The 20,531-nt window shown below is 47.9% G+C and carries 17 protein-coding genes and 2 riboswitches; of the genes, 1 reads left to right on the forward strand and 16 read right to left on the reverse strand.

Features of this window, described 5'->3' with window-relative positions; genetic code table 11:
* Positions 1–152 precede the first annotated feature (152 nt).
* From AC1MEO_RS10125 to sat, 12 genes are all read right to left on the reverse strand, one after another.
* The gene (locus AC1MEO_RS10125) at positions 153–734 is read right to left on the reverse strand and encodes a hypothetical protein (RefSeq protein WP_480330027.1); all 582 of its coding nucleotides are present in this window, start codon (positions 732–734) and stop codon (positions 153–155) included.
* A 93-nt stretch (positions 735–827) separates the two neighbouring features.
* Positions 828–2,024, reverse strand: a complete 1,197-nt coding sequence (locus AC1MEO_RS10130; RefSeq protein WP_480330029.1) for an MFS transporter — start codon at positions 2,022–2,024, stop codon at positions 828–830.
* A gap of 186 nt (positions 2,025–2,210) precedes the next feature.
* Positions 2,211–3,926, reverse strand: a complete 1,716-nt coding sequence (cysI, locus tag AC1MEO_RS10135) for an assimilatory sulfite reductase (NADPH) hemoprotein subunit (protein WP_480330031.1) — start codon at positions 3,924–3,926, stop codon at positions 2,211–2,213.
* Between the two features lie 178 nt (positions 3,927–4,104).
* Positions 4,105–5,943 carry an assimilatory sulfite reductase (NADPH) flavoprotein subunit gene (locus tag AC1MEO_RS10140; RefSeq protein WP_480330033.1) on the reverse strand — a complete coding sequence of 613 codons (1,839 nt, stop codon included), beginning with the start codon at positions 5,941–5,943 and terminating at the stop codon, positions 4,105–4,107.
* Between the two features lie 324 nt (positions 5,944–6,267).
* The gene (locus AC1MEO_RS10145) at positions 6,268–7,068 is read right to left on the reverse strand and encodes a uroporphyrinogen-III synthase (RefSeq protein ID WP_480330035.1); all 801 of its coding nucleotides are present in this window, start codon (positions 7,066–7,068) and stop codon (positions 6,268–6,270) included.
* A gap of 22 nt (positions 7,069–7,090) precedes the next feature.
* The gene (locus tag AC1MEO_RS10150; protein ID WP_480330037.1) at positions 7,091–7,843 is read right to left on the reverse strand and encodes a sirohydrochlorin chelatase; all 753 of its coding nucleotides are present in this window, start codon (positions 7,841–7,843) and stop codon (positions 7,091–7,093) included.
* A 12-nt stretch (positions 7,844–7,855) separates the two neighbouring features.
* Positions 7,856–8,632, reverse strand: a complete 777-nt coding sequence (cobA, locus tag AC1MEO_RS10155) for a uroporphyrinogen-III C-methyltransferase (RefSeq protein WP_480330039.1) — start codon at positions 8,630–8,632, stop codon at positions 7,856–7,858.
* Positions 8,633–8,718: 86 nt separating this feature from the next.
* Entirely contained in the window at positions 8,719–9,432 is a 714-nt protein-coding gene (locus AC1MEO_RS10160; protein WP_480330041.1) for a phosphoadenylyl-sulfate reductase, read from the reverse strand.
* Between the two features lie 195 nt (positions 9,433–9,627).
* Positions 9,628–9,744, reverse strand: a riboswitch (SAM riboswitch).
* 138 nt (positions 9,745–9,882) lie between these two features.
* On the reverse strand, positions 9,883–10,698 hold the full coding sequence (cysQ, locus tag AC1MEO_RS10165; RefSeq protein WP_480330043.1) for a 3'(2'),5'-bisphosphate nucleotidase CysQ: 816 nt from the start codon (positions 10,696–10,698) through the stop codon (positions 9,883–9,885).
* Positions 10,698–11,300, reverse strand: a complete 603-nt coding sequence (gene cysC / locus AC1MEO_RS10170) for an adenylyl-sulfate kinase (RefSeq protein ID WP_480330045.1) — start codon at positions 11,298–11,300, stop codon at positions 10,698–10,700. The genes cysQ and cysC overlap by 1 nt, the downstream gene beginning before the upstream one ends.
* A gap of 11 nt (positions 11,301–11,311) precedes the next feature.
* The gene (locus AC1MEO_RS10175; RefSeq protein WP_480330047.1) at positions 11,312–13,090 is read right to left on the reverse strand and encodes an SLC13 family permease; all 1,779 of its coding nucleotides are present in this window, start codon (positions 13,088–13,090) and stop codon (positions 11,312–11,314) included.
* An 18-nt stretch (positions 13,091–13,108) separates the two neighbouring features.
* Positions 13,109–14,272, reverse strand: a complete 1,164-nt coding sequence (gene sat / locus AC1MEO_RS10180; RefSeq protein ID WP_480330049.1) for a sulfate adenylyltransferase — start codon at positions 14,270–14,272, stop codon at positions 13,109–13,111.
* 134 nt (positions 14,273–14,406) lie between these two features.
* Positions 14,407–14,513: riboswitch (SAM riboswitch) on the reverse strand.
* A gap of 235 nt (positions 14,514–14,748) precedes the next feature.
* Here sat and AC1MEO_RS10185 point away from each other — a divergent pair.
* The gene (locus AC1MEO_RS10185) at positions 14,749–15,387 is read left to right on the forward strand and encodes an NAD(P)-binding protein (RefSeq protein WP_480330051.1); all 639 of its coding nucleotides are present in this window, start codon (positions 14,749–14,751) and stop codon (positions 15,385–15,387) included.
* A 45-nt stretch (positions 15,388–15,432) separates the two neighbouring features.
* On the opposite strand, the gene xylF is transcribed toward AC1MEO_RS10185, so the two are convergent.
* From xylF to AC1MEO_RS10205, 4 genes are read right to left on the reverse strand one after another with little or no spacing between them, the layout of a single operon-like run.
* Positions 15,433–16,497 carry a D-xylose ABC transporter substrate-binding protein gene (gene xylF, locus AC1MEO_RS10190; RefSeq protein WP_480330053.1) on the reverse strand — a complete coding sequence of 355 codons (1,065 nt, stop codon included), beginning with the start codon at positions 16,495–16,497 and terminating at the stop codon, positions 15,433–15,435.
* Complete coding sequence (locus tag AC1MEO_RS10195; RefSeq protein ID WP_480330055.1) at positions 16,487–18,040, reverse strand: response regulator; 1,554 nt, start codon at positions 18,038–18,040, stop codon at positions 16,487–16,489. The genes xylF and AC1MEO_RS10195 overlap by 11 nt, the downstream gene beginning before the upstream one ends.
* On the reverse strand, positions 18,012–19,481 hold the full coding sequence (locus AC1MEO_RS10200; RefSeq protein ID WP_480330057.1) for a sensor histidine kinase: 1,470 nt from the start codon (positions 19,479–19,481) through the stop codon (positions 18,012–18,014). Before AC1MEO_RS10200 ends, AC1MEO_RS10195 begins: the two co-directional genes overlap by 29 nt.
* Positions 19,478–20,458 (reverse strand): sugar ABC transporter substrate-binding protein, encoded by a 981-nt coding sequence (locus AC1MEO_RS10205; protein ID WP_480330059.1) that lies wholly within the window; start codon positions 20,456–20,458, stop codon positions 19,478–19,480. Before AC1MEO_RS10205 ends, AC1MEO_RS10200 begins: the two co-directional genes overlap by 4 nt.
* Positions 20,459–20,531 lie beyond the last annotated feature (73 nt).

Consider the following 20,531-nt stretch of genomic DNA (forward strand, 5'->3'; position numbering starts at 1 on the left):
ATTGCCCTAGGAAATTGTGCAATGATCGGTTCAATCCAGACCGCTAGTGATGCTTAGGGCTGACTCATTCTAAACAACGCAAGACCCTGTTCGGAATGTATATTCCGAACAGGGTCTTGCGTCGCTTTTTCTATTTTTCCCTGCTATATCTTCTAAAAAAGACTCTGCAATTCCTTTATCGGGCGGACATCCGCCTGCCCTTCGTAGCTGGTGAACTCAATTTCGCCGATGCGCATGCCGACATTATATTCTCCGATAACCGTATCCAGCAGAATAAAAGAAGCTGAGATGAATTCATCTTCATTTTCTTCGGTAAAGCCTTTGATGTAGAGCGTCAAATTCACTTCGCCGCTGTCTTTTTCAAACGTGCAGAAGATATCATCCCACCCCAGTTCGATATCACCGTACACAACAGAAAACTCTTCCTCATGCGGTTGGCGAAAACTGATGATTTCGAAATTGCCAAAGGCCGGTGCATTGCCGACCAGGTCGATGACATCATCAAAAGCTTCTACAACACCATCCGCACTAATGACAAACTCGCGTTTCCCTGAAGTCAGACTTTCACCAAACTCAAAGGCCAAATGCCGATTGACCTTATGCAACTTCTTTTCCAGTTGGCTGAAAAGTTTGTCTCTGCCAGCATCGTCCAAGTCGAAAAATGCCTCTTTATTGTCTGCAAACCATTCCCAAAAAGCCGCCACCTTATTTTTCCTTTTCGGCAACCAATTCATCCCGCTATCCCCTTTGTTTCCATCTATGTTCTTTTCTCTATCATAATCATTTCCACACAAAAGAGATAGTTCTTTTTATTCACGCCTAAAAGACTATTCACCTTTTGCATTCATTTCATAAGTATGGAATTTCACCATGGAGATCACTCCGAATACAGGGCCGATGCTCAGCAGGGAAAATACCCATTTCCAGCCGATCAAACTTTGCACGACGGGGATCAAGTTGATGGAAAAGATTGTGACCAAAAATCCGATGCACATCTGAAACGTCAAAGCTGTCCCCAAATACGGAGCCTCTGCAAATTCTGTCACCGCAGCTGAAAACTGTGCTGAATCAGCAATCACAAACATTCCCCAGATGACGGCCACCAGAAGCGTCAGCCAGAAGGCCTGTCCAAATGTAAAGCCGATCAGGATGGCACAGCCGCCGCTGACCAGCAGAGAAAGGATGGTCAGCCGTGACCTTCCCATCTTATCTGCCGCCAATCCGCCGAATATGCAGCCAACTGCTCCGGCCACTCCAATCGATGCAAAAGAAGCCAAAGAAATAATTTCCGGACTGGCTTGAGAAGCGGAACTGGAAAAGCTCGCGGCAAGAAAAACAGGAAGCCATGTCCACATCGCATACAATTCCCACATATGGCCGAAATACCCGTAGTTCGCCAGCATGACAGGTTTATTGAGCAGTACTTGCTTAATCAATTTAAAGGAAAAAATCGTTTTCTGCGGAGAGGTTGGTGCGTCCCTCACAACCCAGTTCATGATGCCCGCTGCGGCCAACGCCAACAGGGAGCTGACGATGATGACCAATTTCCAATCCACAGAGGAAAAAAGGAGGCTGATGAAATGGGGCAAGGACGACCCTAAGGTCAGCGCCGCAATCAAAATCCCAAGTGCCAATCCTCTTTTTGTCGGAAACCATTGGGACAATAATTTGACTGCTGTCGGATAAACGCCGGCAAGGGTCACGCCGGTCACTATCCTCAAGGCAATTCCTATCAAGGCACTGTCGGCAACAATCAGCAGGCCATTGATCAAGGCCCCTGCCAAGGCGGAAAGCGCAAATACCTTCCGTGCATTAAAGCGATCTGAAATCCCGAAGGAGACACTGATCAATGTACCAATGATAAAGCCGGCCGGAACCGCTGCCGACAGCCAGGCCTCTGTCTGCGCAGTGAGGCTCCAAAGCTCCCTCAATTCCGCCCCTGTGACGCTCGCACTGAACCACAGGCTCAAAGCGAACAGTTCCGCCAGGGCGATCCACATTAAAGCCGTCCATTTTCCTGCCATCACCACAATTCCTCCATCCGTAAAACAAAACGAGTCTGTTCTTTCTTGTCCCTTTATCATAGAACAGCAAAAGTAAATAAGATAGCTGACAAAAAACCCTTCATCAGTTTAATGAAGGGTTGAATAGTTTCTAACGCCAAAAGCCCGGAAATCGCTCCCGAGCTTTTGGATGGACCTTATTTGATTTTAGCTATGGAAATTAAGTCCGGATGTGACAGGTGCCACATAGCCGGCGCGGATGACGAAATCGCCAAAATGTTCGTTTTCCTCACGCTCTTTGGCGAATTGGAAGAAGATTGGCTTGAGTGTCGCTAAAATCTCTTCTTCCCCGATATTTTCGCGGTACATCTTGTTCAGGCGGTCGCCTGCAAAGCCGGCTCCCAAATACATATTGTATTTGCCCGGTGCTTTGCCGATAAAGCCGATTTCCCCCAATGCAGGGCGTGAGCAGCTGTTCGGGCAGCCTGACATGCGGATGATGATTTCTTCGTCGCGCAGTCCAGCTTCGTCCAGCGTATCTTCGATCTTGGTGATCAGCACCGGCAAATAGCGTTCGGCTTCAGCCATCGCCAATCCACAAGTCGGCAGTGATACACAAGCCATCGAGTTTTGGCGCAGTGCTGAATTTTCTTTGCCATCGGTCAATCCGTATTTCTCGACCAAGGCATCAATCTTGGCTTTGTTGTTTTCCGTCACGTTGCTGATGATCAGGTTCTGATTGGCAGTCAGGCGGAATTCCCCCGTATGGACCTGGGCAATTTCACGAAGGCCTGTCATCAATGGATAGCCGTCAAAATCTTTGACGCGGCCGTTTTCGACGAATAAAGTCAAATGCCATTTGCCGTCGCTTTCGATCCAGCCATAGCGGTCGCCGTTGCGGTCGAATTGGAACGGGCGCTCTTGTTTAATGTCCCAGCCGAGGCGCGTGTTCAGTTCATTTCTGATCCAATCAAGCCCCAGTCTGTCGACGGTGTATTTGAAACGGGCATTTTTCCGTTCTGAACGGTTGCCGTAATCGCGCTGGATGGTGAGGATTTTCTCCCCGACTTCATTGACTTTGTCCGGCGGGCAGAATCCGATGACGCGCGCCAATTGCGGATATGTGGCGGTATCGCCATGCGTCATGCCCATGCCGCCGCCGACTGTCACGTTGAAGCCTTGCAGCTTGCCGTCTTTCAAGATGGCAATAAACCCAAGATCCTGTGAGTAGATGTCAACATCATTGGCAGGTGGAATCGCAAAGCCGATTTTAAATTTCCGCGGCAAATAAAGATGCCCATACATCGGCTCGATCACTTCGTCCTCATTGCTGTCGACGACTTTTTCTTCGTCCAGCCAGATTTCGTGGTAAGCTCTCGTTTTCGGCAACAGGTGTTCACTTAATTCGCGGGAGATTTCGTATACTTCCCCGTGCACATCCGATTGGTACGGGTTGGATGTCGACATGACATTCCGGTTGACGTCCCCGCAGGCCGCAATCGTGTCCATCAGGGCATGGTTCATTTCCTGGATGGTGCTCTTCATATTCCATTTCAGAATGCCGTGCATCTGGAAAGTCTGGCGCGTCGTCAGCTTTAAGGTGCCGTTGCCGTGCGTGTTTGCCAGATTGTCCATTGTCAGCCATTGATGCGGCGTTGCGACGCCTGCCGGCAGGCGGACACGGATCATGAATTGGTAAGCAGGTTCGAGTTTCTGCTGTGCCCGTTCGTTGCGGATATCCCGGTCATCCTGCATATAGCTGCCATGGAATTTCAATAGCTTGCCGTCATCGTCCGGTATTGAAGCCGTCAAAGGCTCCGCGAAGCTTTCCACGAGATTGCCCCGCAAATAATTGGTTCGATCTTTGATGACCTCCATTTCACTTGGAGTGCCTTCTATATCAGTCAACTCTTTAATTTTCATGGTAAGCTCCTTTCATTGTTGAAGAAATTGCTCCAGACGGACGCTTTCGGGCCCACAGGATGTGGGTCATGCAGCAGGCGTGACAGGACGTCACGGTGCCGGCTGCCGCTCCTACTTCCCAAGGCCGTGCAGTTAAGATCATATAAAAACTAATTGCTGATTACTCATGTATACCTTCTTAATAAACATCCCGCAAATAACGCTTGTCGCTGCGCATAGAAGTCAGATAGTCTTCCGCTTGTTCCGCAGTCATATTGCCTTCTTGCTCCAGAATTGCTGCTAGCGTAGCATGAACATCTTTGGCCATGTATTTTTCATCGCCGCAGACATAGATATTGGCGCCGGCTTCCAGCCATTGGTACACTTCCTGGCCCTTCTCCATCAGACGGTGCTGCACATAAATTTTTTCAGCTGTATCACGGGAAAAGGCAACATCCATTTTCGTCAGAACGCCATCCTTCAGCCATCTTTGCCATTCGGTCTGGTAAAGGAAATCAGTGACGAAATGCTGTTCACCAAAGAACAGCCACGCGTCTCCCTGAGCATCCGTTTCTTCGCGTTCTTCCATAAAGGCACGATAAGGGGCGACCCCTGTTCCGGCGCCGATCATGATGACCGGTGTTTCCGGATTCTCAGGCAATCGGAAATTGCTGTTGCTTTGGATGAACACCGGCAAGGTCGCGCCGATTTCAGCGCGTTCTGCACATTGTGTCGAGCAGACGCCCGTCCGCTTGCGCCCATTCGCTTCGTAGCGTAAAGCTCCGACCGTCAAATGGACTTCATCCGGATTTGCTGTTGAACTGCTGGCAATTGAATACAGGCGAACCGGTATTTTGCGCAGTATTTGGATGAATTCAGCAGCTGACGCTTGCCAAGGACCGAAATCTTCCGTCAAGTCGATCAGGTCTCTTCCATAGATATAAGCCTGCAGCTGTTCTTTGTTTTCCGGTTCCAGCAGATTGGCCAATGCATCACCGTCCGCAAAAGCTGCGGCTTTTTCAAGCAATGGCTTCGATAGGATAGTAATTTCGAAGGTAGAAATCAACGCGTCTCGCAGGGAGCTGGTATCGCCTTGCTTATTGATGGAGACCGATTCATCCGGATTCCATCCTGTTGCAGCTATCAATTGATCAACCAGCTTGTCTTCGTTTTCAGGAACAATCCCGAGGCTGTCGCCCGGCTCATATTGCAGGCCAGAACCTTCCAGGTCGAGTTCTAAGTGGCGGGTTTCTTTATTCGAACCCCGGCCATTCAAATTGATGTTCTCCAGAACCTCCGCATTGAATGGATTGCTGCGGGAATATGCCGGCCGGCTGGCTGGTGCAGCTTCTTGAGCCGCTGAAGCCCCTGCAGCTCCCGGACGATTTGTTTCTTTTTCTTTATTCAGGACACTAAAGACGCCATCAAACCATTCTTCTGCTGGTTCTTCAAAGTCCAGATCAGCATCCACACGCGGATGGATGCGCTTGGCACCCAGTTCCTCCAGGCGCTTATCGAAATCTTTGCCGGTCTGGCAGAAGAATTCATAAGAACTGTCACCCAGAGATAAAACGGAGAACCGAACATCTTCAAGCTGCGGTGCACGCTTGCTGTGCAGGAAGTCATAAAGGGCAAGGGCATTATCCGGTGGGTGGCCGTCCCCGTGCGTACTGGTGACGATCAGCAAATCTTCGACTTTCTTCAAGTCTTTCGGTTTAAACTCATCCATTGGCGTAAGCTTCACCTGGTAATCTTTGTCCTGCAGTTTTTTCGAAACCTCCTTGGCAACCGATTCGCAGTTGCCTGTATGGGAACCGACCAGAATGGTGATTTCACGGGTGGCAACAGATGCACCGCCTTGCTGGGCGTACCATTCCAATCCCGGTTGTTCCTGCACAGCGACGGTGGCGGATGACTGCGAGCCGGCCAGATAGCCGTTCAGCCAAATTTTCTGATTGTCGGTCAGCATCGGCAATAAGCGGTTGATAAGCTCTACCTGTTCCTGATCGAATGGGCTGTTCATTGTCTGCAATTGCAAATTGTTTCACCTCGAAATTCGTTTATTTTTTATAATTAATTCTTATAAAGAGCGTTGAGTTGAAGAAATCGCTCCGGGCGGACAAGGCATTGGGCGAAGGAAGTTCGGGCAATACCTTTGCGGCGAAGCAGCGAAGCGATGCAGGAGCAGTTTTATCGCAACTCACATGCTTAGAATAGTCGCCGCCCTTTGCTCTTTCTTCTAAGGGTTGTGCGGTTAGAAACAAATATAAGGTAAATTGCTGTTTACAAAATTAAGATATGGCACATAACAATCATTAATCTATGTTATACATCTTCACCCTCTAAACTGCCGTCAGACATGTTACTGGCGGTAATGGTGGTCGATCGCGACGATCATCGCCCCCATCTTTTGGTGTTCAGGCTGCAGCACTTGTTTGATGCCGTTGCTTTCGAGTTCCTTGGCGGTGACTTTGCCGACGGCTACTGCCAGCACCTGGTCATTGAAAGCTTCGATCAGCTGTGCGCTTTGATCTGGATCAGCAAATATATTCCGGACCTGCGTTTTGCTGGTGAAGACGATAGCGTCCAACGACCGTTCAATAATGGATTGTTTCAATCGATCCACGACAAGAGGGTCCGGTTTTTCATAGGAATAAGGGCGGGATAAGTAGACAATATGGCCATTTTCTTCCAATCTGCTTTTTAGCTTATCGTCATCCTGGTCATAGGCCTGCAAAAAGATCTGCTGTGGGCTTTTGCCTTTATACTCTTCATCTAAAGCTGCTAATAGATTATCCATGGTTCCATCTTCTGAAACATGGACCGGCTCCAAATCATGCTCTTTGATCCACTTCATCGTTTTGCTGCCCCGAACGGCCAATTTTGTTGTGTTCAATTTGTTGATATACGGAACATGAAGGCCCATGCCTCCCGCTGAATCCGTCAACGTCCTTGCTCCAATGCCGGTCGTGAAGATGGCCCAGTCGAAAGGCTTGGCTAAAAAATCACTGATGTTCTGTGCGCTGATGTCTTCGTTTAGCCGCTGTCTTCCCTGAATCGGGAGAATGACGGGAGTGCCGGACTGCTTTTCAATCAGCAGGCTGATTTCTTTTGCGGCACGTACGGCTGCCACACCAATTTTCTTTCCGGCTAATCCATTCATATTCAATCTCTCCTTCCACTATTCACCATGCCGGCTGTTGTTCACTTTGCAGCGCTTCGTGCACGCGTTCTGCGAGGGCATCCACCATCGCCGGATGGTCGCCTAGATATCCGCATAAGATGATTTGCTGTTCTTCTGAAGATAAGGCGTTGATTTTCTTCTGCATTGATTTGACCAAGAGTCCGGTGAACCATAAATAAGGGACTACGAAAATCTGTTTGCTGCCGGTATTGATGGAAGCTTGCAATCCTTCATCAAATGACGGGGCAGCCGCGGCCAAATAACACACTTCCACTTTCGGCACTTTGGCCATTACTGCCAGTTTCGCCGCAATTTCTTCAACCGAACGGGTGATTTCTGAACTTTTCCCGCCTCTTCCGACCAATAGGATCTTCGCTTCAGACAAGCGTTCCACTGCTGTTTCCTCTAAGCGCTCGGCTAGAATTTCTACGAGTCTGTCCTGGACACCGAGTGGTTTGCCGTAAGTAAAGCGGATGTCTGGATAGCGCGATATCGATTTTTTGACTTCATCCGGAATGTCTTCGTAATAATGTCCGGCGCTCAGAAGCAGAACTGGAACGACCGCAATTGCTGTAGCGCCCTGTTCCACAAGGCTGGCGATTCCTTCTGCAATATCCGGACTGGCCAATTCCAAAAAGCAGGTTTCCTGAAGAGAAACGCCGACTTTCCCTTGCACCAATTCCATAAACGCCATCGCTTCCTGGCGCGTTTCCTTTACACGGCTTCCGTGGCTTACATATAATACAGCCTGCATATCACCATCTCCTTATCCAACATGGGCGGCAAGCTGAAATTGCTGTTCGTCCTGCAGCTGCTCATACCATTGCAATTTGTCTCTCAGGCGGACCACTTCTCCCACCACAATCATCGATGGATTCTCGAAATCCTTGGCGTTTCGGATAATGTCCTCAAGCGTGCCGGTCACTGTCCGCTGCCGTTCTGTCGTGCCCCATTCAATCAGCGCGATCGGTGTCGTCGGTTTCAGGCCGTGGCGCATCAAACGGCCGCAGATTTCCGGAAGCTTGCTGACGCCCATATAGATGCACAATGTATCCATGCTTTTCACGACATGCTCCCAATATTCATCCTGGTCGACGCCCACTTTGCTGACCCCTGAAATAAACGCTACGGATGAACTGTAATCGCGATGTGTGACCGGAATTCCTGCATAGGCGGGCGCTGCAATTCCAGCTGTAATTCCCGGCACAATTTCAAACGGAATATTATGGTCAACCAGTGCTTCCGCTTCTTCTCCGCCTCTTCCAAATACAAACGGGTCGCCGCCTTTCAGGCGCGTCACCGTTTTTCCCTGCAGCGCGAACCGGCACAGCAGCTCGTTGATTTCTTCTTGTTTCAAGGAATGGTTATCGGGTTTTTTGCCGCAGTAGATCAATTGGGCATGTTCTTTCGCTTCGTCCAGCAATTCCTGGTTTATCAAGCGATCATAAAGGATGACATCGGCCTTCTGGATGGCCTTCAACCCTTTCACTGTAATCAAATCAAGGTCGCCTGGACCTGCACCAACTAAATAAACTTTTTTCATAAGCTTCCTAGACTCCTTTTTTTAACCAGAGAAACGATGATCCCGCCATTTTCTGATCGTTAATTCCCATCATCTTGCTGGCCTCATTATGTATGCAGGCCACATTCGGTTTTCGCAAAGCCTTTCCATCTTCCGTCGCGGCTGTCTCCATCAGTTGTCACGGCGAACGAGCAATGTTTGCAGCCGATGCTCGGATAGCCTTCATCATGCAAAATGTTGTATTCAAGGCCGTTCAATTGGATATATTGCCAAACATCGTCCCACGTCCAGTGGATCAGCGGGCAAACCTTGACGGATTTGAAGCGGTTGTCTTTATTGATGAAATCCGTTTTGCTGCGGCTTTCAGACTGCTCTCTTCTGAGGCCGGAAATCCAAGCCTGTGCACCGGAAAGCGTTTGTTCAAGCGGTTTGACTTTGCGGATGTCGCAGCATTTATCCGGCTGGCTGTTCCATAGTTCATCACCAAACTGGCTGGCTTGCTCTTCCAGCGTCAACTCTGGTTTTTTCATCCGGATATTCAATTTCGGGTAGCGCTTCTTGACGCGTTCAATCAATTCATAGGTTTGGTCGAAGTGGACGTCGGTATCCAGGAATACCACTTCCGCGTCGCTTTTCACCTTGGAAATAAGATCGATCAATACCATGCCCTCCGCCCCGAAGCTGCAGGCATAGACAATATTCTCTCCATAGGAATCATAGGCCCATTGCAGAATATCAGCGGCACCTTTCAGCGTATCGGTCGGTGCCAGGTCTTTAAATGGATCTCCAGTAAATTGCTCGTACGAAACAGCGTGGCTCATCCCAATTTCCTCCTTCAAACTTTCATGAATTCGATTAAACATTTCAATAACTATTATTGTGCTTTGGATATTCCGCCTGAAGCGATTTCTTCAAAAGCAAAACAATAAATTCCCTACCATAAAATATAAAATAAAAACCCTCTCTTCCAATAGAACAAGAAGAGAGGGATCCAATACGCATTGCGTCGGCCTGTCTTCTTATCTTCCAGATCCGTTCGGGACCTGCTGGAATTGGCACATTATCCCCAGTCAAAGACCAGAGCTGTTGCCGAGGCTTCAAAGGGCCAGTCCCTCCACCTCTCATGATAAGAAATACCTTATAAGATTACTTGGTTTTAATGATTTGTCTAAATACTAAAGCAATAAAAGATGACTGTCAATAAAACTCTGAAAATATCATTTATTTACGGTAGCTGTTTTTCAATATCATCACTTTCTTTATTCACCGGATTATTCATTCGCTCCAGCTGCCAAAAACCATCCATTCGTCAGGCTTTCCTGGTTATAGGAAAAGCGGCTCTGGTCTTTGGCGTCTTGCACGGTGCCGCCTGCCGCTTCGACAATCGCTTGCCCGGCAGCCGTGTCCCATTCCATCGTCGGTGCAAAGCGCGGATAATAATCCGCCTGTCCTTCCGCTATCAGACAAAACTTCAGCGAGCTGCCAGCGGATACACGTTCAATCGTTTTCCTGCCATCGTTTAATCGCTCAATAAATTCCTGTGTTTCAACAGACATATGGGAGCGGCTCGTGACAACCCGGATTTTATCCAGAGCTTTCCTGGCAGATAAGGAAATACTTTTTTCTCGCAATGCCGCGGCATCCTCAAACTTTACAGCTGAAGCCTTTTCCAATTTATATGCGCCGCCGTTTTCTTCGCCGTAATAGAAGACATCGGCAGCCGGCACGTAAATGGCTCCGAGAACTGGATAATGCTCTTCTATCAACGCGATGTTGACGGTAAACTCACCGTTCTGTTTGATGAATTCCTTGGTGCCATCGAGCGGGTCCACCAGCCAAAACCGTTGCCAGTTTTTCCGTTCTTCATAAGAAATTTCGCTGCCTTCTTCGCTCAACACCGGAATTTCCGGGTAGGCATTCTTTAGTCCTGCATCAATGGCGCGGTGCGACCGCTGATCTGCAATCGTCAAGGGCGAATCATCCGCTTTTGCCTCAACAGCCAGTTCCTGTCCATAGACTGCCATGATTTCTTTGCCTGCTACGAGGCTGATTTCGAGCAGCCGGTTCAGGTCAATGCCACTAGCCATTAGCCCAAGTAGCCTGTTTTCTTCAAATAATCAATAATCACCTGAACCGATTCTTCCAATGTCTGCTTGTCGGTTTCAATAGTGATTTCAGGGTTTACCGGCTCCTCGTAAGGTGCATCGATGCCGGTAAACCCTTTGATTTCACCAGCTCTGGCTTTTTTGTAAAGGCCTTTCGGATCGCGGGCTTCACAAGCATCCACACTGCACTTTACATAAATCTCGATAAATTCATCTTCTTCAAGCAACGCACGGACTTGGTCGCGGTCTTCCAGATATGGTGAAATGAATGCGGACAAGGTCAATACCCCAGCGTCGCTCATCAACTTTCCGACTTCACCGATTCGGCGGATGTTTTCAGTCCGGTCTTCCGGGCTGAATCCCAGGTTTTTATTCAGACCGTGGCGCACATTGTCTCCGTCCAGCAAATACGTACGGATTCCAAGCGCGTGAATTTCTTTTTCCAAAGCTACGGACACCGTTGATTTTCCCGATCCCGATAATCCGGTAAACCATAGGACCCCGCTTTTATGATTATTCAATTTCTGTCTGTCCTCTTTTGTAACACTCGATTCATGCCAAACGATATTGGTTGATTTGCTCATTTTTTCTCCTCCTAAAACCAGTAATAGTAAACGATTCCGATGGTTACCGACATAACCAGAATACTTAGGGGCGTCCCCACTTTAACGTAATCCATGAATTTATAGCCGCCTGGCCCGTACACAATTAAATTAGTCTGGTAGCCGATGGGTGTAATGAAGCTGGCGGATGCCGCAATAGTGATGATGACAGCAAAGCCCATGGGGTCAAGCTGCAGGTTGCTGGCCATTTCGATGCCGATGGGAATCATCAAGACTGCCGCAGCACTATTGGTGATCAATTCGGTAAAGATGCTGGTCAGCAGATAAACTAAGATCAGGATGGCCAACAAGCCGAACGGCTGCCCAATTGCCAGCAGCCCGTCCGCCGCCCATTGTGCCAGACCGGTTTTGGTCATTGCTGCTCCAACGCCGAATGCACTGGCGATCAGCAGCAACACGTTGAACTGCACATCGTTTTTGGCATCTTCCATGGAAACTGATTTGGTCACCAGCAAAATCAGTACCGCCAATGCCATGGCTTTGAACATGCTCAACCAGCCGACAACGACAAGGGCAATGGCCCCCAATAGGACAACCAATGAAAACCAGCCCACCAAGCGGCTTTCCTGCAGTGATTTCGGGGTTTTCATCGACGAAACCACGTAAAAGTCATTGGACTGCTGGTATTTTTCCACAAATCCGGTTCCGGCGAGCAGCAATAGCGTATCACCCGGCCGCAGGATGATATCGCCGACTTTGCTTTTGATGCGTTCGTTATTGCGGTGGACGGCCATGACACCTGCATCATAACGTGAACGGAATTGGGATTGCTTGATGGTCTTCGACAGCAGCGACGATTCATGGGAAACCACAGCTTCTGCAAGCTGCGTATTGCCGTTTTTCAGATCATCCAATTGAAGATCGGTTCCGGTCTTTAACGTCAGCCCTTTTCTTTTTTGCAGGTCTGCGATGGTGGAAATAAGTCCTGTAAAAATCAGCCGGTCTCCGGACTGGATGACGGTTTTGGAACTGACCGATGAAATCCGTGTTTGATCCCGAATGATTTCAATCAAGTACAGTCCTTTCAAATCGCGGAGCTTAGCCGCCTCAACCGTTTGGTTGGTATGTGGAAATGTCTCTTCCACGATCATTTCAGCGATGTATTTCCGGGAATCTTCAGCAACCTGCTTGCTGAACCCTTTATTTTCAGGCAACAGCATATTTCCTACAGTAAAGAGATAAATCAAGCCGACAATCGTGATGGGAATTCCGACTATCGCCAACTGGAACAAGGAAAATCCAGGAAGCCCATAATCGATCAGCATGCCGTGGACCACCAGATTGGTGGAAGTTCCCATCAACGTGATGGTGCCTCCTAAAATCGTTACATACGATAAAGGAATCAACACCTTGGATGGTGCAATGTTCCGTTCTTCACACCATTTCTTCAATAGCGGCGTCAATGTCACAACGATAGGCGTATTGTTCAAGAAAGCCGAAAACAGCGGAAGCGGAAGAAAAATACGGAACAATGAACCCTTCAAGCTTTTGCCCTTGTTCAGCCAGCCAATCATCATCTGGTCGATCAGGCCATGTTTTTGTACGGTCCCGACAACGATGAACAATAAAGCAATGGTCAGCATTCCCGGATTGGAAAAGCCGCGCAATGCTTCTTCTGTCGTTAAAATCCCTGACAGCAGCAAAACCACCAATGCCGAGAAGACAATCATATCCGGACGGGCAACTTCAAACAGCAAGGCACTGACCATTCCAACGATGACAATTAGCACAAAAATCATTTCGACTGACATGGGCAACCATCCTTCAACTTAGTTACTTATTACGGTCTCCCGCAAGCCTTTGATGAGCACATCGGCCACTTCCGGACGGGAAAATTGTTTCGGGGGCTTCTCCCCGTTGCGAAGCAATTCACGCACTTTCGTGCCGCTCAAATGGACATGATTTTCTGCCGTATGCGGGCAGGTTTTCGCTGTTGCCATGTTTTCGCATGTATTGCAGTAGAACGAATGCTCGAACTTGAAAATCTGGATGCCCAGTTCATCTTCAAACTGGCTGATGAATTCCTGTGCTTCGTAGGTGCCATAATAATCGCCGACGCCTGCGTGGTCGCGGCCGACGATGAAATGCGTGCAGCCGTAATTTTTGCGGACGATGGCATGGAGCACCGCTTCTTTCGGTCCCGCGTAACGCATTGCCGCAGGATAGATGGCTAGGCGCGCACGGTCTGCAGGATAATAATGCTTCAAAATGACCTGGTAGCTTTCCATCCGCACAGCTGCTGAAATGTCATCGGATTTTGTTTCGCCCACCAGTGGGTTCAACAATAAGCCATCGACTACTTCCAATGCTGCTTTCTGAATGTATTCATGCGCGCGGTGCACCGGGTTGCGCGTCTGGAAACCGACAATCGTCTTCCACCCAAGATCTTTGAATAGCTGGCGCGTTTCTAACGGGTCCAGATGGAACTCCTCAAATTCGCTATGGTCCGGACGATTCAATAACGTGATCGGACCTGCCAGGTAAATATCACCGCGTTCGTATAGTTTTTTCACGCCTGCATGCGCTTCTTCTGTGGTCCCATAAATTTTTTCCGCTTCCAACCCTTTGTCGTAAGCGTATTTTTCCGTCAGTTGGAGCGTTCCGTAAATGACATCGTCTTCGCCTTTCAGCGCAATTTCGTCGCCGACCTGGTAGCTGGCTGCTTCTTCTTTGGTGACTGACAGTGTAATCGGCACACTCCACACCGTGCCGTTGCTGAGGCGCGATGTATGGACGACACTTTCGTAATCTTGTTGTCCAAGGAAACCGGTCAGCGGGCTGAAACCGCCGATGCCGATCAATTCCAAATCCGAAATCGCCCAATCTGATATGAATAAAGAAGAAAGCGTTTCTGCATTCTTTAATGCCGTTTCTCTTTCCGTGCCGGTCACCTGTCTGTTTACCAAATCTCCACCGTGTGCTTTACTCGTCATGTCATTACCTCCAAGGTTAGTTTTGAATTCTGCTGTCCATTTCGAAAGGGTTCTTAAACCAAATTTCCAAGGCGTTCAGACAAAAAGAAAAGGACCCTCTTCGCTAAGAAGAAGGTCCGGAAAAACAAACAATCTTCTTATCTTCTAGGCTAAGGAAAGCCTATTGGAGTTAGCACCGTTTCCTTAAAGGAGGGTTGCTGAGACATCAAAGGGCCAATCCCTCCGTCTCTCTTGATAAGAACGCGTATTCAATTTTTGAGCTGAATTGTTTGAAATATTTGATTTCACAAAGTATATAATAGACTATTCCGAGTGTCAAACTATGTTTTAGATTTTTTTTAGGTTTCTTTCCAGGAAAGCTGTCCTGCCAGAGGCTAGGGCAAGTAAAATTATTTGGATTGTTTGCTGAATGGTTGCTATTCAACGCAGATAGGAATATTTTTGATAGTATGAAGAGAGTTGAGGAGGCGGAGAAGATGACGGTGGTTCCCATCATGATTGAATTGGCAGAGAAAAAAGTGATTGTAGTGGGCGGCGGACGCATCGCTAAGCGAAAGCTGGACGCTTTATTGGACAGCGGAGCTTTGCTGACGGTAATCAGTCCGGCAGTGCTGCCAGAAATAGCCGGTTGGGCTGAAGAAGGAAGAATTAGATGGAAGCAAAAAAAATTCGACCTGAAAGAGGTCGAAGAGGCTTTCATGATGGTCATCGCTACCGACGATCCAGCTGTTAACGAGGCTGCCAAAAAAGCTGCACCTCCGCATTGTTTGGTGAATGCCTCCACTGCGGCAGAGTCTGGAAACATCCATTTCCCCGCCCATTTGAAAAGAGGCAAATTGAGCATCGCGATTGCAACGAACGGTGCCAGTCCCATGCTTGCTAAAAAAATCAAGCAGGATCTGCAGACCCAATTTGATGAACGCTACGAACAATATCTGGAATTTCTTTTTGAAGCCAGGCAGCTCTTGAAGCAAAGCGCGCTTTCCAAAAGCGCGAAAGAAGAATGCTTGCACGGCTTTTTGACTGAATCATTTTTGCAGGGGGAGGTCCAACAAGAGACACTCCGTGAATTGCGGCTGTTTGCCGACAAGGACAGCGATAACCAGCCGGATTAGAACCAAAAACTAAAGCTGTGGACTTCCTGGATGCTGGCTGAACCCTTAGTCATTCCCGGCTCCATAAATCTCCATACCCGTATGAAAACCATCAGCAATGACGGTGTCTCTCATGTTCTCGACCGTCACGGGAATCGGCTCCAACAGGATGGAAGGCACATCGATCTTGCCATTGTTAACATATTTAACAGTCGTGACATCTTCCCCCTCCGCCATTCTGACTGCCAAGGCAGCAGCTTGCTCCGTCAAAGTCTGAATGGGCTTATAGACCGTCATCGTCTGGGTGCCATTGACAACACGTTGTGCAGCAGCAAGTTCTGCATCCTGTCCCGCTACTGGGATTTTACCCGCTAATCCTTGTGCTTCTAAAGCTTGAATAACGCCTCCGGCAGTCGCATCATTGGCAGCGATGACCGCATCAATTTGATTGCCATTGGCTGCCAGTGCCTCCGTCATATTGAGAAAAGCCTTCTCGGGTGACCAATCTTCTGTCCATTGGTCATAAACGACTTTAATGTCTCCACGGTCAATGGCCGGCTGAAGTACATTGAATACGCCTTTTTTTATCAGATGAACATTATTGTCCGTCGTTGCCCCTCCGATATAGACGTAATTCCCTTTGGGCACCAACTCTAAAATTGCCTCCGCCTGCATTTCCCCCACCCGCTCGTTATCAAATGATACATAGAGATCGATATCCGCATTTTTCACCAGGCGGTCGTAGGCAATTACCTTAATGCCGGCACGATGCGCTTTATGGACAATAGCAGCTGTGGCTTCCGCATTATGCGGAACAATGACCAATAGGTCGATGCCTTGCTGGATCAACGTTTCAGCCTGGGTGAGCTGCAGTGCATCATTCCCATTGGCGGCCACAATCTCCACTTCTGCGCCCAAATCCTCTACGGCTTTCTTAAATAGCGCTTGGTCTTTCAACCAGCGTTCTTCCTTCAGCGTATCCATGGAAAATCCGATTTTGATGGGCTCCTTGCTTTCTGTATACTGTTTTTTTTCAGGCACTGCTTTGCCCACCGATTCGTCAGGTGCACAGGCTCCAAAAAACAGGCTGATGAATAAGACCAGCAATAGTTGAATTCTTTTATTCTTCACGCTGATCTTTCCTTTCCGTCAACAGCGTTCTGCGGTATTCCTTTGGAGATACATCGTTCATCTTCTTAAAGACCTTGCTGAAATAATTCGGCTCATGATAGCCAATTTCAAAGGCAATTTCCTTTAGGCTTTTCTTTGGATCACCCAATAGCTTTTTTGCTTTGTTTATTCGGCACGAGGTCAGAAAATCGATATAGTTGAAACCCAGTTTTTCTTTGAACATCTTGCTGAGGTAGATAGGGCTCAACTCTACTTTCTGGGCCAATGCATCCAATGAAATGTCTTCATGGGAATGATCCATGATGTATTGCTTGATCTGATGGATTTTATCCACTTCCAGACGGTCATAATGTTTCATATAGACCCACTTCAACCGCTCGATCACCTGAAGGGTTTCACTGTGCAGCTGCCGATGATCTTTGGCTTGAATCGTATAATAAGGATTAGGCGCGTCAATGCCCATTTCTCCCATGACTCGTGCAGTAATCCACAAAAATTCAAGTGTCCGCTGTTGTGTCCAAAGGATATTTGCGCCTTCCTGCTCGAAACGTCGGATTAGGTCCACCACCAATCGATCAATCGATTCCCATTCCCCTAAACGAATAAAATCGAATAGCTTTTTCTCCTGCCGCTTAACAAATGCAGCATCCCCCGCTTTTTCAAGGGACGGGACATCAGATGAAAATCGGTATCTGGAAGGCAGCGACAGATCCATTGTTGCAATAAGGGATTTCTGATAAGAATTCCTGATATCCTCCAACGACTCACAGACCGGTCCTACACCGACAAACCACCCTTCCTGATGGCTTCCCGAAATGGACAGGATGGCTTTTACCAATGAAATTGCCTGGGATCGAAAAGATCTTTCCTGGTCCCGAAAAACGATGATGGGCAATTGACGGCCATACAATGCCCCAATCCATGCATTTTCAGTCTTGCGGATTTCCGCTTTTAATTGTGGATATAATTTTTCCGAGCCTTCCGGCACCAGAACCGTCATGACGAATTTTTCGTCAGTTGCCGGAATTTCCAGCATATCAACCAGCAATTCAATATGGACATCATGAACATGATCAAACAGCAATTGGGTCACGATATCTGTTTCCACGATTGCCAGGGCTTTATGAAAATCTTCCCGCTGCTGATGCTGGACTATTGAGAGCTGTTCTTTTTGTACCTGCTGTTCCAGCAGTTTGGCGACAGTCGCCACAATTTCGCTGGCTTTGCTCGGCTTCAGCAAATAGTCTTTGACACCTAACTTAATCGCCTGACGGGCATAATCAAAGGTCTCAAAAGCAGTGACCATGACAAATTGAATCTCCCGATCCATTTCCTGAATCTTCTCTATCGCTTCTAAACCTGTCATGCCCGGCATCATGATGTCCATGAACACCCAGTCAGGTTTCCAGATTTCCGCCAAGTCAATCGCTGCTTTTCCGTTTTTTGCCTGCTTGATATCGAACTCCTTGTAGGCGCGCTCCAAAATAGCTTGCATACCGTCTCGTTCAGTCGGTTCATCGTCTACTATCAATAGCTTGATCATCGTTAACCGCCCCCTTGACTTTCGGTAGTTTCAAGATGACTTTGGTTCCTCGGCCTACTTCGCTTTCAATCGCCACCACATCTTCCTTGCCATAAAACAGCTGCAGTCTTTTTACAACATTGGTAAATCCGATTCCCGTGGAATGGCCTTCCGCCGGCGCTATCGCTCCAACGAGCAGTTGGTGCTGTTTTTCCGGGCTCATGCCTTTGCCATTGTCCTCGATTTCAATCCATACTTCATCGTCCCGATCCATGATGCGGAACCAGATATGGCCGCCGTCCTCTTCCGGTTCAATTGCATGAATCACTGCGTTTTCTATAAGGGGCTGCAGCGTGAGTCCCGGAATCTGCAGATTCAAGCAGCTTGCATCCAGCTCCGTAAAAAATTGCAGACGGTCGCTGAATCGCGCCTGCTGGATTTCCATGTATTGGCGGAGCACAAACTCTTCCTCTGCCAACGTCACAGGCCGGTCCATGCGTTTCAAGTTATAGCGCAGCAAACTGGCGACACTGACCAGCAAGTCGCTGGTTTCTTCAGCGCCATCCAAGTAGGCTTTTTTTGATAAGGTGTTCAAGGTATTGAATAGAAAATGAGGATTGATCTGACTTTGCAGATTGCGCAGCTGGCTTTGCTGGAGCAATAATTTACTGTCCTGCAATTCGCGCTCCAATTGTGCTTTCTGCTGGATTTCCAGAATCATGTCATTGATATTTCTCCGCATATGATTAAAAGTTTTTGCCAAAAAAGAAATTTCATCATTGGAGTCCACATAAATCGTCTGATCAAATCGGCCTTTGGCCAATTCGTTTGCCGCTTTCGTCAATTGATGGATAGGCTTGGTGATGCTGAGGGAGAATAGATAGGTAAACAGCAGAAGCGCTGCCGTAATCAACAGCAGCAGCCAGACACCCAGTTTCTTCAATTCCGCCGATTGATCAATAATCCCCCGATAAAATCTCTCATAAGTCCTAAGTTCTGTATCTATAATGGTTAAAGTCATTTCCGAAATATACATTGAAATACGAGTAGCTTCCTCAAATTCCGTCAAGGAAGCTTCGGTCTCTTCTTGTCCTTGAAAACTGACAGAACGGTCCACCGTTTCCACGAAACTGCTGATGAGGTGACTGTAATTCGTCAAAGCGAATTCATTCTCCACATTCCGCAATTCATAAACCGTCGACTGAACATCCAGCAGCCGTTCTCTGCTCCCTTCGAGCCGGGATTGCGTATCAACCGATGGCATCAATAAATAATTATTCAAATCAGTCACCATCTGCTGGCTTTCACTGGTGATTTCATTCATCTGCAAATAGCGCTGCAAAATATCATTATACTGGGTCTGCATCTTCTGATTATAGAAGGTGAGCGTCAGCCATATGGCAATCATCATCACCAGTACTACGGTCGCGAGCATCCAGATTTTTTTCTGAATCGTATTCATGATCCGGCTTCCGCCCCTTCTACAATACGAATATCTGTGATGTATCCACTCGATTCCAGTGGAACGACCTCATTTCTCAACCATTTCATCATCAATTCAATACTTTGCCCGCCCATTTTTTCGGGAGACTGCTGAATCATTGCATCCAGTTTTCCTTGTTCCAACAACGCTGCCGTCTCAGAGCCATCGTCAAATGAATACAAATGGTAGGGTTCCAGTTGAGCACGTCTGCTGATTTCTTTCATCATGGGCCCGACGTGATTGGCATTGAGTGCGATAAAGCTTTGAACATTCGGGTTCTGGTTGAGTACATTCTGGGTGACCGCAACGACTTCTTCATCCGACTTACCGCTTTCCACATTGATAGTTGAAATGCCTGTATGCGCTCCAAGACTTTCAGTCACTCCCTGCAGCCGCTGTTGTTGGCTGTATTCCTGCTCGATATCACCAAGCAAAACCACCTGTCCGGTACCGCCCATCTCCTTAACCAATTGTTCCGCAAGCATTTTCCCTGCTGCATAATGATCCGATCCCACAAAGGTTTTGCGCAGACTTTCCGCAACGGGTACATCATTGGCAACTGTAATGACTGGAATGCCATAAAATGCCGCCTTTTCTTTCGTCAATTGCTTGAATTCTTCCGTATCCAGCCCTTGGACGATCAGTCCATCCACTTTGGAATGAAGAGCGATTTCAATCTGCTTCAAAAAATCTTCCTGGTTGTTGCTGTAACTTCCCCAGACATCCAGAATTACCTCTTCACGTTCCGCTTGCGCCATTGCACCTGCTCCAACTTTATCCCAAAAAGGTGTTTCAAGCTCCTGCGTAATCAATACAAGCCGGTAGCTTTCTTCATCAGCAGGAATGGGAGCCGGCAATTCCCAGTCGGATCGGAATGTTCCTTCAGCCGACCATAAAGTAAAAAAACCAAAAATTGCACATAGGGAACAGAGGACGATTATCACTTTTTTTCTCACGGGATTTGACTCCTTTTCCGGTAGTGAACTCTTTCCATCTTACCACTTGGCTGAAAATTCACAATACAGGCAC

The sequence above is a fragment of the Planococcus sp. BI3 genome, assembly GCF_056680115.1.

Excerpts from the sequence above, each read along its gene's own strand:
- AC1MEO_RS10125 (WP_480330027.1), bottom strand. The coding sequence starts at position 734 with ATGAATTGGTTGCCGAAAAGGAAAAATAAGGTGGCGGCTTTTTGGGAA.
- AC1MEO_RS10130 (WP_480330029.1), bottom strand. The coding sequence starts at position 2,024 with ATGGCAGGAAAATGGACGGCTTTAATGTGGATCGCCCTGGCGGAACTG.
- cysI (WP_480330031.1), bottom strand. The coding sequence starts at position 3,926 with ATGAAAATTAAAGAGTTGACTGATATAGAAGGCACTCCAAGTGAAATG.
- AC1MEO_RS10145 (WP_480330035.1), bottom strand. The coding sequence starts at position 7,068 with ATGAATGGATTAGCCGGAAAGAAAATTGGTGTGGCAGCCGTACGTGCC.
- AC1MEO_RS10150 (WP_480330037.1), bottom strand. The coding sequence starts at position 7,843 with ATGCAGGCTGTATTATATGTAAGCCACGGAAGCCGTGTAAAGGAAACG.
- cobA (WP_480330039.1), bottom strand. The coding sequence starts at position 8,632 with ATGAAAAAAGTTTATTTAGTTGGTGCAGGTCCAGGCGACCTTGATTTG.
- AC1MEO_RS10160 (WP_480330041.1), bottom strand. The coding sequence starts at position 9,432 with ATGAGCCACGCTGTTTCGTACGAGCAATTTACTGGAGATCCATTTAAA.
- cysQ (WP_480330043.1), bottom strand. The coding sequence starts at position 10,698 with ATGGCTAGTGGCATTGACCTGAACCGGCTGCTCGAAATCAGCCTCGTA.
- cysC (WP_480330045.1), bottom strand. The coding sequence starts at position 11,300 with ATGAGCAAATCAACCAATATCGTTTGGCATGAATCGAGTGTTACAAAA.
- AC1MEO_RS10175 (WP_480330047.1), bottom strand. The coding sequence starts at position 13,090 with ATGTCAGTCGAAATGATTTTTGTGCTAATTGTCATCGTTGGAATGGTC.
- sat (WP_480330049.1), bottom strand. The coding sequence starts at position 14,272 with ATGACGAGTAAAGCACACGGTGGAGATTTGGTAAACAGACAGGTGACC.
- AC1MEO_RS10185 (WP_480330051.1), top strand. The coding sequence starts at position 14,749 with ATGACGGTGGTTCCCATCATGATTGAATTGGCAGAGAAAAAAGTGATT.
- AC1MEO_RS10195 (WP_480330055.1), bottom strand. The coding sequence starts at position 18,040 with ATGATCAAGCTATTGATAGTAGACGATGAACCGACTGAACGAGACGGT.
- AC1MEO_RS10200 (WP_480330057.1), bottom strand. The coding sequence starts at position 19,481 with ATGAATACGATTCAGAAAAAAATCTGGATGCTCGCGACCGTAGTACTG.